The organism is Streptomyces sp. NPDC002265 (assembly GCF_040296125.1).
Lineage (GTDB): Bacteria > Actinomycetota > Actinomycetes > Streptomycetales > Streptomycetaceae > Streptomyces.
Genome location: NZ_JBEOWS010000008.1, coordinates 58,107 through 70,900, shown reverse-complemented (window position 1 = coordinate 70,900; position 12,794 = coordinate 58,107). Strand labels below are relative to the sequence as shown.

At 72.4% G+C, this 12,794-nt stretch carries 10 protein-coding genes; 2 read left to right on the top strand and 8 right to left on the bottom strand.

Going from position 1 to position 12,794, the window contains the following annotated elements:
* Positions 1-97 precede the first annotated feature (97 nt).
* Positions 98-970, bottom strand: a complete 873-nt coding sequence (locus ABT085_RS02980) for a PhzF family phenazine biosynthesis protein (protein WP_351601043.1) — start codon at positions 968-970, stop codon at positions 98-100.
* A 139-nt stretch (positions 971-1,109) separates the two neighbouring features.
* Positions 1,110-1,739, bottom strand: a complete 630-nt coding sequence (locus tag ABT085_RS02975; protein WP_351601040.1) for a cutinase family protein — start codon at positions 1,737-1,739, stop codon at positions 1,110-1,112.
* A 353-nt stretch (positions 1,740-2,092) separates the two neighbouring features.
* Between ABT085_RS02975 and ABT085_RS02970 the strand changes: the two genes are divergently transcribed.
* A complete protein-coding gene (locus ABT085_RS02970) occupies positions 2,093-3,622 on the top strand; it encodes a LuxR C-terminal-related transcriptional regulator (protein WP_351601037.1) in 1,530 nt (509 codons plus the stop codon).
* A gap of 10 nt (positions 3,623-3,632) precedes the next feature.
* Positions 3,633-4,094 (top strand): GNAT family N-acetyltransferase, encoded by a 462-nt coding sequence (locus ABT085_RS02965; protein WP_351601035.1) that lies wholly within the window; start codon positions 3,633-3,635, stop codon positions 4,092-4,094.
* 22 nt (positions 4,095-4,116) lie between these two features.
* Here ABT085_RS02965 and ABT085_RS02960 read toward each other — a convergent pair whose 3' ends face one another.
* From ABT085_RS02960 to ABT085_RS02935, 6 genes are all read right to left on the bottom strand, one after another.
* Entirely contained in the window at positions 4,117-5,160 is a 1,044-nt protein-coding gene (locus ABT085_RS02960) for a phosphotransferase family protein (protein ID WP_351601032.1), read from the bottom strand.
* Between the two features lie 121 nt (positions 5,161-5,281).
* On the bottom strand, positions 5,282-6,541 hold the full coding sequence (locus ABT085_RS02955) for an esterase/lipase family protein (protein WP_351601029.1): 1,260 nt from the start codon (positions 6,539-6,541) through the stop codon (positions 5,282-5,284).
* Positions 6,542-6,900: 359 nt separating this feature from the next.
* The gene (locus tag ABT085_RS02950) at positions 6,901-7,887 is read right to left on the bottom strand and encodes a hypothetical protein (protein ID WP_351601027.1); all 987 of its coding nucleotides are present in this window, start codon (positions 7,885-7,887) and stop codon (positions 6,901-6,903) included.
* A 239-nt stretch (positions 7,888-8,126) separates the two neighbouring features.
* A complete protein-coding gene (locus ABT085_RS02945) occupies positions 8,127-9,620 on the bottom strand; it encodes a methyltransferase domain-containing protein (protein ID WP_351601024.1) in 1,494 nt (497 codons plus the stop codon).
* Between the two features lie 169 nt (positions 9,621-9,789).
* The gene (locus tag ABT085_RS02940) at positions 9,790-10,392 is read right to left on the bottom strand and encodes a hypothetical protein (protein ID WP_351601022.1); all 603 of its coding nucleotides are present in this window, start codon (positions 10,390-10,392) and stop codon (positions 9,790-9,792) included.
* Positions 10,393-10,924: 532 nt separating this feature from the next.
* Positions 10,925-12,523 carry a TROVE domain-containing protein gene (locus ABT085_RS02935; RefSeq protein WP_351601019.1) on the bottom strand — a complete coding sequence of 533 codons (1,599 nt, stop codon included), beginning with the start codon at positions 12,521-12,523 and terminating at the stop codon, positions 10,925-10,927.
* Between the last annotated feature and the right edge of the window lie 271 nt (positions 12,524-12,794).

The following is a 12,794-nucleotide window of genomic DNA, read 5'->3' as shown; positions in this document are numbered from 1 at the left end:
GACGGTGCCACGCCCCGCGATCGAGAACAAGCCGTATGTGCCGACGGATGAACCGTCGACGACGGAACGGTCGGTTTGGCCGGATCGGTCCGGTCGGTCAGCCGATGCGCGTTCCCGCGCCGCTGACGCGGACCCGGGGATCTCCCGCGCGCAGCGTCACCGTGAGCTCGCCGGGGCGGCCCAGGTCCGCGCCCTGGTGCAGGGTGAGGACGGCGTCCTCGGGGACAAGGCCGAGCTCACGGAGGTACGCGCCGAACGCGGCCGCCGCCGCGCCGGTCGCCGGGTCCTCCACGACACCGCCGACCGGGAACGGATCACGCACATGGAAGACGCCGGCCGACTCCCGCCACACCAGCTGGACCGTGATCAGGTCCAGGCGGTGCATCAGGGCTTCGAGGCGTGCGAAGTCGTAGGCGAGATCGGCGAGTCGGGCGCGGGTCGCGGCCGCGAGCACGAGATGGCGGTTACCGGCGAACGCGATGCGGGGCGGGAAGGCCGGGTCGAGATCGGCGGCCGGCCAGTCGAGTGCGGCGAGCGCCTCGTCCAGGTCGGCCCCGGTGATCTCCTCGAGGTGCGGTTCGACGCTGGTGAGCGTGGCCCGCAGCGTCCCGCCCTCCTGGGTCACCTCCACCGGTACGGTCCCGGCCTGTGTGGCGAACATCAGCTCGCCGGGCCCGGTCCGTTCGGCGAGCGCGATGGCGGCCGCGACGGTGGCATGCCCGCAGAACGGCACCTCGGCCTTGGGGCTGAAGTAGCGGATGCCGTACGCCCCTCCCTCCCGGCCGCCGGGACCCGCAGGGGCCGGGGTGAGGAACGCGGACTCCGAGTATCCGAGGTCGGCGGCGATGGCCAGCATGTCGCTGTCGTCCAGGGCGGTGGCGTCCAGGACGACGCCCGCGGGGTTCCCGCCCTCGGGGTCGCTGGAGAAGGCGGTGTAGCGCAGGACTTCGGGACGCGGCGAATTCGTCATGATCTTGACGATACCGAGCACCGGGTCCGGGCCCGGGACTTACCGCCGGTTCGGGACGGGGTTGCTCACCCCGAACCGGCGCCCGGCGCATTCTCCGTCGTATCGCGGTGAGCCCTTGCGGGGATGCCCCGTCGACGGCTCAGCCCCGGCCGATCCGCTCGGCGGCGAACCGGGCGCCCTGCTCGACACTGCCGTTGACGTGATAGGTAAGGTGCGCGGCGCCGTTGCGGCCGTTGCCGCAGACCGGGTCCCCGGTGTTGCAGAACTCCTTGGCCTTGGAGCCGAACACGTCGCTGGCCGAGGCGATGGTGCGGCCCGACAGCCGCAGCGGGTTGCCGAAGACGACCACCGCCTTGACCCGCCCGGCCAGCTTCGCGGGGATGGTGCGGCCGGTGCCCAGCCGGGTGGGGATTCCCAGGGCGATGTCGGTGACACTGCCGCCCTGGGAGTAACCGCCCAGCACGAAGGACGTGTTGGCACAGTCGGCCGCGGTGGAGACGACGCGGTCGGTCATGTCGGTGGCGCCGGGCCCGGCACTCGTCTGTGAGAAGTTCGCCGCATAGTCGACGGCGTACGACGACACGGTGCGGCCCGGCAGCGCACTCTTGATGTCCTTCGCGAGCGGGGTTCCCGTGATGCCGAGACCCGGGGCCTCTCCGGTGCCGCGGGCGAAGACGACCTCGACATCAGGGCACGGGGCCGCGGACGCGAGGGAGGGCAGCAGGGACAGGCCGGCCGCGGTGAGAACGCCGACACCTGCGAGGGACACGAGAGTGAGACGACGCCGTGACGCATGACGGGACATGGGGGGTTCCTCTTTCTCGGGCGGTGGTACGAGCGCCCGGGACGGGATCCGTTCGCCGGGCGCAACAGCACCGTAGGAAGCGCCGCGCCCCGCGCGTATCGGTGGAATCACCGGTCGGCCACCGGCGCACCCCTGCTGGATGGGCAGTCGGCAATGCCGTGGAACCGGACCCGCACCGGTCGGCCGCTCGCTACCATCGCACAGAGGGGCCACAGGGAACGGTGGTGCGCGTGGGGCATGAGTCAACTGGCACGGATCCCGGCCAGCGGGACGCTTCCGCGGCGCGAGACGGACAACTGCCGCCTGAGCACGAGGAGATGGCGTTCGGCATCCGGCTGTTGCGCGACGGTCCCGTCTCCGACGCCCACCACCTGTTGCTCCTCGCCGCGGGCGCCCTGCGGACGACCGACGTGGCCCGCTCGCGCGAGGCGTCCGTCCACGCCTGCCTGGCCGCCTGGTCGGCAGGCGACCGCGACGGTTACCTCACCGCGCTCGACGCGCTGTGCCCACCAACCGCTCCCACCGACGGCAGGCCTCCTGCGGCCGAGCGCGACGATCCGGTCGAGGCGTTCTGGCGCGCGTACCGCGACGGCATGCACAGCGTCCTGCACGGCGACTTCGTACGCGCCAACGCACTGCTCGGCCCCATCCTGACCGTCCTGAGGGCGCAGCAGGACACCTCGCGGCTGCTGTCCGCGGGCACGATCGCGCTCATGCTGGGTGACCTCGCGGCGGCACGGCAGGTCCTCGGCCTCGCGCTGGCCACCGCCCGCTGCGAGGCGACGCCGACGTTCCTGCCCCGGGTCCTGGAACATCTCGCCTACGCCGAACTGCGCGAGGGCAGGTACCACCAGGCCCGCGTGCACGCGCAGGCCGGTCTGGAGGCGGCGGACGAGCACCCGCAACGCAATGTGACCGCCGGTCTGTCCGCGGTCCTCGCCCTGGCCGCCTCCATCGCGGGCGACCCGGACGAGGTCGCCACGCACGCGCAGTCGGCCCTGCACATCGCCCACGCCCACGGCCTCGGCCAGACGAGAACACTCGCCGAGTGGGCCCGCGCCCGCGCCGACCTGGGCCACGGCAACGCCGAACACGCCGCCGCGCGACTGGCCCCCCTGGTCCACGAGGGGCCGCGCCAGGGCCATTTCGGTCTGTGGATGATGGCGGTCCCCTGCTACGTCGAGGCCACGGTCCTGGCCGGCCACGACGCGGACGAGGACGTGGCGGACCTGATCGACCAGTACGCCCGGTGGGCCGCGCGCGGCGCGGATCCACAGGCCCCGGCCGTCGTCCTGCGCTGCCGGGCCCTGGTCGCCGACGGTGAGCACAGCGAGGACCTCTTCACCGCGGCCCTGGCGCGCCACGAGCAGGTCGACAGCCCCTACGAGCACGCCCGCACCCATCTCGCGTACGGAATGTGGCTGCGGCGCCGACGCCGATTCGTGGAAGCGCGCGCCCAACTGCGCTATGCCGTCATGGGGTTCGATCAGTGCGGTGCCGACGTATGGACGAAGCAGGCCGACGCCGAGCTCAGAGCGGCCGGCGAGACGCCCACCGCCGTGCCCGCCCCCCTGTCCGGGACCGGACCGCTGGCGCTGCTCACCCCGCAGCAGCAGCGCATCGCCCACTCGGTGGCCCAGGGCGCCACCAACCGCGAAGTGGCACGCCAGCTGTCGATCAGCACCCGTACCGTCGAGTACCACCTGCGCAACATCTTCACCCACCTCGGCGTACGCTCCCGGGTGGCCCTCGCCCGCCGCCTGGAACCCGAACCGCCCCCGCCCGCAACGTCGGACCGCGCCGGGCGGGGCCGAATTGAGGTGCAGCCCGTGCGCCCGGCCCCATAGCCTCGGTCCCATGACCGACGACCGTGCCTTCGTACCCGAGGACTTCGTCGTTCCCGCGGACCTGGCCACCCCGCAGTTCCGGCTGGAGCCGTTGGGGCCCCGGCACAACGCCGCCGACCACGCGGCCTGGACCAGCAGCATCGAGCACATCAGGGCGACCCCCGGCTTCCAGGGCCGCGCATGGCCCCCCGCGGACGGGATGTCCCTGGAGGCGAACCTCGCCGACCTGCAACGTCATGCGGACGACTTCGCCCGGCGCCGTGGATTCACCTACACCGTCATCGAGCCGGCCGGCGGCGAGGTGATCGGCTGCGTCTACATCTATCCCTCGCGCAGCGACGACCACGACACCGACGTCCGCTCCTGGGTCCGTGCCGACAAGGCCGGGCTGGACGCACCCCTGCACGCGGCCGTCACCACCTGGCTGACCACCCACTGGCCTCTCGGAACCCTCGACTACCGGCCCCGCTGACGCCCGTCCGGCCGGAACGGCGCTACCGGGCGTCCCGCGAAGACCCTGTTCCGTGGTGTGCAGGGCGGGGACCTGATCCTGTCGCCAGGAGCGCCAGCGCCTCCTGCGTGTTGTGCTCCGCGATGCCCTGCATGAGCGCCCGGTCGGGGAAGTCGCCGTCGAGGAGACGCAGTGGACCGGCCACCAGCGACAGACGCATCGCGAGCCGGTAGAGGTCGAGCCGCCGTGGATCGAGACCGGGCCGGGCCAGCGCGGGGTACCGCTCGCCGAAGCGGAGGCGGAGGAAGACGTGCTCCCATTCGACGTCGAAGAACATCAGGCCCTCGATGTCGATCAGGACGGGGTGCCCCTCGGCGTCGACCAGCACGTGGTCGGGGCCGAGTTCTCCGTGGACCAGTCCGTACTCCGTGCGCGGGCTCACCCGGTCGGCCAGTTCGTACAGGCGCTCGCGCAGTGCGGTGCCGGCTGCCGCGACGCGGCCGTCGCGCCCCGCCGCCTCCGCCAGGTCCTGCAGGGCTCGCTCGAGGACCCGCTGCTCGCAGGTGACCTCGCCGGCGGAGCCGCCGCGCTCCAGCAGGTCCAACCTGCCGTAGCGCGAGCTTTGATGACGGTGCATCACTTCCAGCATCCCGGCGAGCTCGCCCAGCGTTCGCGCGGCGCGCGCGGGATCGGTCGCGAAGAGCCCTTCGAGCGTGCCGCCGCGGACGTCCTCGACCACCGCGACATCCGCCGGACAGCGGCGCCGGCTGTCATCGGCCAGCAGCAGCCGCGGAACCCGTGCCCCGAGGCTGTCCAAGGTGCGCTGCGCGGTCAGGAAGGGGATCAGCCCGGAGGCCGGCGCGAACGGGTCCGCCGGGTCCGCCTCGCGTGCTCTTGGCCAGTAGTTCTCCGCCTCGGCCCAGCGGTAGACGATCACGGCGGCCGTGCGGGTTCCGTCGAGCCGGACCCGGTACACGCCCTTCTTGCTTCCCCCGCGCAACCGGTCCACCGCGACGACGTGACATCCCGCGCCCAGCGCGTCCCCCACGAGCCCCGACAGGTCTTCGATGTCCGCGAATTGCCGCATCCGCAGAACCTAGTCAAGCCGGTGCCGGGCGTGCCACGGGATATCGCCCTCGGCCGCCCGGGCCGAGGGATGGGCGGGTCTTCGGTGGTGGGACCCGCCCACCCCGGTGATCAGCCGATGGTCACCCGCAGGCGACGATCTCGTTCACGATCCATGCCCCGAGTTCCTCGGTCATGGAGGTGTGTCCTTCGTTGCGGCCGGCGCACAGCATGGCGTCGAGTGCGCTGTCCGCCGGTGTGACCGGGCGGTAGAGGGCCTTTTGGTCGCCGATGTCACCGGCGTCTACGGCGCTGATGCTGGGGATGAAACAGGACGTGCTGATGACGTCCTGGTCCAGGGTGTTGCCGAGCAGCGCCATCAGGGCCGCGGCCAGGCCGAAGCTGCCGGTGTCGCCCGCGGGGGACGGCACGGTGAACAGGCCGCCGGGAGCTCCGTCGATGTCGGGCAGTCCGCTGGTGCGAACCGATGTGGCCGCGTCGTCCGTCTGCTGCAGACGCGCGACGACCTGGTCGCCCTGTGCCTGGGTCTTGAGCCAGGTGTCGTGCAGCGTGCCACCGTCGCACCTGACAGCGGTCGCGGCGGGCTTGACACCGTTGCCGTTGCCGGTGGCCACACCGTTGGCGACACCGATCTTGCGGACGCTGCGCGGCCAACCCCCGAGCTCGTCGAGCTTCTTGAGGAACGCCACGCGCTCCGGCGACTGGGTCGGGGTCGCGCCGACCTTTTCGATGTGCCAGCGGGCCATCTGCCGTGCGGCGGGGCTGTTGAGCAGCCCGGACAGCTGACGCAGCAGGGGACCCACGCCGGGGGAGTCTCCCCACTTGTCCGTCGCGTAGTGCGTGAAGGCCTGGAGGGCGATGGGGAACCAAGCGCCCTGGTGGGGTGTGTCGTACGAGAAGTACAGGGACGTCTCGTGGTCGGGCATGGAGGGGTCGTGCTCCATCCTGGCCAGTGCGCAGCGGGTGACCAGTCCGCCCATGCTGAAGCCGCCCACGGCCAGCTTCGCCCGGCCCACCCGCTCGCCGATGGCCCGGCGGATGCATTCGATGGCGGTGTCGGCGTTGTTCACGATCGACGCCGTGCGGTCGTCGTAGCCGAGGATGATCACGTCCCGGCCGGTCGCGTGGAGTTCGGAGATGAAGCGGTAGTCACCGTTCTCCTCCAGGCCGTGCCAGAGCTGGTCGAGGTTGCTCGACCCGCCGGAGAAGCCGTCGGAGAGGATGACGGGCCTGACGAGCTGCCTGCGGTTCAGCGGGCTGTAGTAGATCCAGGCCGTTCCGCCGACGAGGGACCATTCGTCGTGCGGCTCGGGTGCGGGGGGGAACGAGGAGCGGGCCTTGGGGGAGACCTGGCCCCAGACGTCGACGACAGGGATCGACATGTTCGGTTGACTCCTTGCGTCTGTCGCGGACGGGCCGGAGTGCCCGGTGCCGTCCGCGTGGCGCCGCGAGATCGGTGCCACGCGCAGCATAGTCACGACGAGTATGCAGACGGCCACTCCAAGTAGCCGTACGGGGGTTGCCCGATCGCCGGGGACGACCGTCCCGTCCGCGCGTCACTTTCGCCGGAAACCGGGTCGGATCCCCGGTTGAGGCCGTCGGGGATCGGTTGGACAGTGAGAATCATGAATCGGCACCGGCGCCCGGCGCGAAAGGCCCCATGGATCGCGGGCGGCGCGACGCTGCTCGTCGTGGGCGGCTACGGGATCTGGGCACTGGTGTCGTCCGGCGGCGGAACGCCTCACCCGACGCCGTCGCGCTCCGGCATCCTGTCCCTGCCGTCGATGAGCCCGATACCCACCCGCAAGCCCGAGCCCAAGCCCTCGGGCTCGCCGTCCCGTACGCCGACGGGCACGACGACGCCCCGGCCGACGGCGACGAGCCGGCAACCGGCCCCGCCAGGCTTCCCCCCGGCACCGACCGGCACCGGGCCCGTCCCGCCGGTTGGCCCTCCGGCGTCGACCACTACCGGCCCTGTCCCACTGGTCGTTCCTCCGCCGCCGACCGGGACTCGTCCCGTCCCGTCGGTCGTTCCTCCGGCACCGACTGCCACCGGTGCCGCGCCGCCGGTCGTCCCGCCGGTCGTTTCACAGGCGCCGACCGCTACCGGCCCCGTTCCACTGTTCGTCCCACCGGCACCGGCCGGCGTCTCTCCTGCCCCGCTGGTCGTTCCGCCGACTCCGACGGGCGCCTCTCCCGTCCCTCTGCTCGTTCCGCCGACTCCGACGGGTGTCTCTCCCGTCCCTCTGCTCGTTCCGTCGGTGCCGGCGGGTGTCTCTCCCGTCCCGGTGGTCGTTCCGCCGACTCCGACGGGTGTCTCTCCCGTCCCGCTGGTGGTCCCTCCGGCACCGACCGGCATCGGGCCGATTCCGCTCCGGACCACGGCCGCCCCGTCCGCCGTTCCGTCGGCCGCCCCCTCTGCCGCCCACACGCCGAGGGCGACGCTGTACCCGGGCGTGACGCCGTACCCGAGCGCGACGCCCACCGGAGTGCCCGCCGAACTGCCCACCGCAGCGCCGGTCCCACCCCGGCCGTCGTCCTCGACGACGCGACCGATCCGCCCGGCAGCCACCGCCCCGGCTCCTTCCCGGACGCCCGCACCCATCCCCACCCGAACAGCCGAACCAGTCCCCACCGCCCCCCTCACCCGAACGGCCGCACCGACAGTGCCAGGAACACCGAGGCCGTCGGCCACTGCCGGAGGAGCGGCGACGACGACCTGGGTCACGACCTGGGCGGCGGTGGACGCCGCCCGACGGATGGCCGCTGCCGGAGCCGTCGGCGACCCGGCGTGCTCGCTGGCGGCCGTCGGACCGCCTGACCCGGCTCTGATCCCGCAAGGCGGCCGGATCGAGATCGGCCGCTACGGCCCTTATTGGTGCCTGATCTGGTGAGGGTGGCCGTCGAGCGGGGCATTCGGCCGTGGTTGTGGAGCTGCGGTCCGGCTTCGAGGGTGTGCGATCCGGTTCAGGTGTGTGTGACGAGGTAGGCCGGGCCTTCGCCGAGCCGGGCGCGTTCGACGGCGCCGAGGCGGGTGAACGCACCCGGCGCCATCAACTGCCGCCACGCTGCGAGGTCGTGGACGGCCCACATGTCGTGCTCCGCGGGATCGAGGCGGATCCGGCGGAGCTGGTCGGCGCTCAGGCGCCCTCCGTCGAAGATGAAGCCGACCTTGTTCAGGGGCAGTCGGGGACCGGCGTGCAGGAAGTGCGTCAAGAGCAACCTCGGCCTTTCCAGGGCCAGTTCGAGCCCGGTCTCCTCGACGGTCTCTCGACGGGCGGTCTGGAGAGGGTCCTCCGACCGGGTGTCGAGATTGCCGCCCGGGAACTGCCAGTGCCGGGATCCGTACACCGAGCGCAGCTGGACGGGCCGGTCGTGCTCGTCGCGTACGTACAGGCAGCCGTACACCGTGTGGTGGGGCACGGTCTGCACGTACTGCGACGGCGGCATCGGCATGGGCCGGCCGGGCCGCGCGGGCCGGTGGTCGAACGCGAAGGCCAGCGGGCCCAGCGCTTCCCGGTCCGGCGGGTAGATGCCGCGGAGCGCGCCGAGCAGTTCCTCGCGCGGCGCGTCGGGATCGACGCGTGCCGGATCCTCCGCGTCGAGGAGATCCTCGAACGAGTCGTACCGGGTGACCCGCTGCACGACGACATCGAGTTCCCGGTCGCTGTCCCGGTCGTGGAAGACGATCGTGTCCCCGGCGTCGACGGCGGCCTTCTCCGGCGTGGCGACGCGTACCTCGACGGTCTTCCGCCCCGACTCCACCTGGCCGTAGTAGCGCCCCAGCAGATGGAAGTGATGCTGGCGCGGGACGGCGGTCCCGGCGGCCTCGATGCCCCGCGCGCCGGACGGCACGCCCGGTACGGCGACGGTCGGCGGGCCGTCAGGCGTGGCCGCGCTCCGGAGCGGGCCCCGCAGGAACATCAGAGCCAGCCCCTCGGTGTCGTGACGCTCGGCGGTGGACCAGCGGTTCTGCAGTGCCGCGAGGTCGTCCTCGCCGAGGGCGATGCCGTGCCGCAGGGCCGGGGTGTCGGCGATGAGCGGTGTGATGACCACGAGAGTGCCCCCGGGGCGCAGCTGGTGGCCCAGTGCGTGCAGGGTGCGGTCGCGGGAGGTGAGGAACGGAGCCACGAACCGCAGGGTGATCAGGTCGTAGCCGTCGGCGTGCAGGGGGCCCCGGTCGTCGCCTTCGATGTCGAGGCGAAGCCAGCGGACCGCCCCTCCGTAGCGGGTGCCGGCCTCGGCGAGAGCGGTCGCGGACCAGTCGACGGCGTCCACTGAGTAGCCGAGACCGGCCAGGTGAGCTGCGAGTTCACCGACCCCGCAGCCGACGTCGAGGGCCCGTCCTTCGGCCGGGGCCGGTGCGTGAGCGGCCAGCAGTAGGCGCTCGCTGTCGCCGAGCCGGCGATAGCGGAGACCGTCGGCGTAACCGCGGTCCCATTCCTGCTGTGTGGTGAACATGTGTGGGCATGTCCCTTCCCGGTGGCGGCGGTCTGCGGACATGTCCTTCCCCGGCGGCGGCGGTCTCAAGAAGAGGACGGGCCGACCGGCCCACGACGCGTGCTCCGCGGCGGCCGGCGTAGTCGCGCACGACCTCGCCGTCCTTCGGACCCGCCGGGTCGGGATCCGGTCAGTGGCCGCCGCTCGGGGGCTCGCAGTTGCTGCCGTCGGGGTAGCCGCCGAAGGCGTCCGCCTCGGTGGAGTCACTGGTCATCGTGCCCTCCACACACCAGGGAGAGACGCCGATGTCGATGAGGAAGCCGACCCCGGCGGCCGACCCGCCCTGGTACACCTGCATCTTCCCGGCGGAGTAGCCGAGGCCGGTGAGCGCGCTGCGGACGCTGTCCGGGGCGAAGTCGCCACGCTCGCGCAGCGGTTCCAGCGCTTCCTTGACGCGCGCGACGGCGGCGAGCCCCTTGCAGCGGTTCTGGCCGTGCAGCGGGATGGGCACCCTGAAGCCGTGGTTCTCGGCGTAGTGGTCGACCGGCAGCCCGGTCGAGGCGGGAGTGGCGGCGGCTGTGGGCTCCGTAGGCCTGGAGCTGGGCCTCTCGCCGGGACAGGGGAAGTCGGCTGGTGTGCTGGGTGTGGATATGACGGTCGGCGTCGGACGCGAACTCGGGTACGCGTCGGCGGCATCCCCGGCCCGCTCGGTTCCGCACCCTGTCGCCGACAGGAACGTCACCGCCAACGTCAGCATCCCGAGCCGGGCTCTCGTCTTCGCTCGCGTCGTCATCCCCCGATCCTTTCCTGCGGGCCGCCGGGCGTCATGAGTACTTCTACTCATGATCGCGCCGTGGCCGTGGCCGTCGCCTCCGCACCGGGCATCGGCACGGTGTCAGAGGCTGGCACTACGGTACGTCACCGTGGACGCCGCCGATCTTGAATACCGGGCCCGGGGGAGTGGTGCTGCGCGCGGGGGTGGGCGCGACTGCTCGGTGAACAGGGCTCGCAGGCCCAGGCGTTGGAGATCCTCGCCCCGTACCGTGCCACGGGTTCGTGAACGGCCACCACGACCACCGCGGAACTGCTGGAGAGCTGCGGACGGGCCGACGAAGCGATCGAGCGGGTCCGGGCTCACCCCGAGGGCGGCACGTCGTACGCGGCGCCGCACATCGCCGAACTGCTGGCCGGCGCCGGACGCACGGAGGAGACCGTCGCGGCCCTGCGACCGCACGCCGCCGTGAACAGCCACGAGTTGGCCGGACACCTCACGGAGCAGGCCGGCCCTGCACCTCACGGAGCGGGCCGGTCCTGCACCTCGCGGATCAGACCGGCTCGGCGGTCCACGGCCAGGCGGCCTCGCGGCCGGCCTCGATCAGGCCGACCAGCCGGAACGCGGCGTCCGTGAGGCCGCCGAAGGTGTGCCGGTGCGGGCCCGTCGGCCCGTGGGCGGGCAGGTATCCCGCAAGGTTCCAGGTGTAGACCGGGATGTCGGGCGGGACCGAATCGGTCGGTTCACCCTGACAGCAGTGGGCTGCCTGCTCGTCGGTGACGATCAGGACCCGGTCCTGGCCCCGGTAGTGGGCCCGCACCGCCTCCGTGGTGTTGGTGCCGCCCAGAGCGTGGAACCGTTTCAGCACCCCGAGCACCGGCTCGCCCGCCTCGAACGACACCGGCGCGCTGGTCGAGCCGAACTCCACCAGATCCGCCTGCTCGGCGCGCATGGCCACCGCGGTGCCGAACACGGCCGCCGTGTCCGCCCAGCTCAGCTTCGACCGCTCGGAGACGGCGCCGTAGTACATCGAGGCGGACCGGTCCACCAGGATCAGGGTCCGGCCGGGCAGGGGCGGTACGTTGGCCAGGGAGTGGCCCAGCGCCTGCTCCAGCGCGGCGCCCCAGCGCCGCTTCGGCGAGTGCCGGTAGGCGGCCAGATAGCGGAAGGGGAACTGACGGGACCGGGCCACCGCGGCGGGGTCCGAGAGCCGGGCGGCGACCTGGGCGGCGACATCGTCCGAGACCCCCGCCTCGTCGAAGTTCCGCAGGTTCCGCAGGAGCGCCATCGACCCCATCGCCGGGATCACGGCCTCCCAGACAGCGGCGTCCAGCGGACCCTGGAGCCAGCCCGCCAGGACCTCCCACGTCATGCCCGCCGCGGCCAGCCGTTCGGCGCCGCCCGGCCCCGTCACCAGGGCACGCCGCTCGTCCGGAGCCGCATCCATCAGCGCCCGGTGGGCGGTCAGCAGACCGTCGGAGGACGGCGGAACCGCCCGCTCCGGATGGTGGCGGCGGTCCAGGGCGTACCGGAAGAGCGCACCCTGCCAGGGCTTGTCCGGGTCGGGGGAGGCGTGCACCAGGTTGAGCACGTCGCCGAAGCGCAGGCCCTTGGACGCGGTGTCGTACTTGAGCAGGGACCGGGACGTGTACAGACGGCGTACGCCGTCGCCGACGCCCCGCTTCACCGGCTGCGGCACGTTGCGCCCGTACGTCGAGATCCAGTGGGCGAGCAGTTCGCCTGGCTCGTCGGCGCGCTGGAGCACCGAGTCGATCACAGACCGGTTGGACGGGCCCCCGGAGTGCCCGGCCTCGAGCCGGGCGTGTACGTACGCGGCGGCGCCCACCAGGGACGCCGTGCGCATGTTGCCCTCGCCGCGCAGCCAGCGCAGCAGGCCGGCCGTCCACTCGGGGTCCAGGAGGGCGAGTTCACCGACGAGGCGGACGTAACGGTCGTCCCGTTCCGCGCCGCTCTCGTAAAAGGTCTGCTGGGAGACGAAGTTGCCGACGGCGAGGAGGAAGAGCTCCTCGCGGGGCTCCCGGACGAAGGCCCGGCCGCCCTCGTGGGTGCAGACGGGCCGCGCGGGCTCGTGGGCCGGTTGTGCCAGGGCCAGGGAGACGGCGGCCGCCGATACATGCGGGGCCACGAGCATCTCGGACCAAATTTTGGAGACGCGTGGGGCGTAACGAGGCAGTGAATCCCCCCGGATTCAAAGGAACGGACGGCCCCGGCCGCAAGGGTCGACGGGGCGAAGGCGCCCGCGCCTGCCGAGATCAGAGGTGGCGGCGGCGTCACTTGGTTTTCGGAAGAAGTAGCCGCAGCCGAGCGCATCGGAGGCGCGGTCGCGATGCCAACGTACAAGCACCACCGGATCGCGCACCAGCGATTTATGTAGGCCGTGGCCGGCCGGCGTTCGGACGTCA

Coding starts and splice junctions, on each gene's coding strand:
- ABT085_RS02980 (WP_351601043.1), bottom strand. CDS start 970: ATGACGAATTCGCCGCGTCCCGAAGTCCTGCGCTACACCGCCTTCTCC.
- ABT085_RS02970 (WP_351601037.1), top strand. CDS start 2,093: ATGGCGTTCGGCATCCGGCTGTTGCGCGACGGTCCCGTCTCCGACGCC.
- ABT085_RS02965 (WP_351601035.1), top strand. CDS start 3,633: ATGACCGACGACCGTGCCTTCGTACCCGAGGACTTCGTCGTTCCCGCG.
- ABT085_RS02960 (WP_351601032.1), bottom strand. CDS start 5,160: ATGCGGCAATTCGCGGACATCGAAGACCTGTCGGGGCTCGTGGGGGAC.
- ABT085_RS02955 (WP_351601029.1), bottom strand. CDS start 6,541: ATGTCGATCCCTGTCGTCGACGTCTGGGGCCAGGTCTCCCCCAAGGCC.
- ABT085_RS02945 (WP_351601024.1), bottom strand. CDS start 9,620: ATGTTCACCACACAGCAGGAATGGGACCGCGGTTACGCCGACGGTCTC.
- ABT085_RS02940 (WP_351601022.1), bottom strand. CDS start 10,392: ATGACGACGCGAGCGAAGACGAGAGCCCGGCTCGGGATGCTGACGTTG.
- ABT085_RS02935 (WP_351601019.1), bottom strand. CDS start 12,523: ATGCTCGTGGCCCCGCATGTATCGGCGGCCGCCGTCTCCCTGGCCCTG.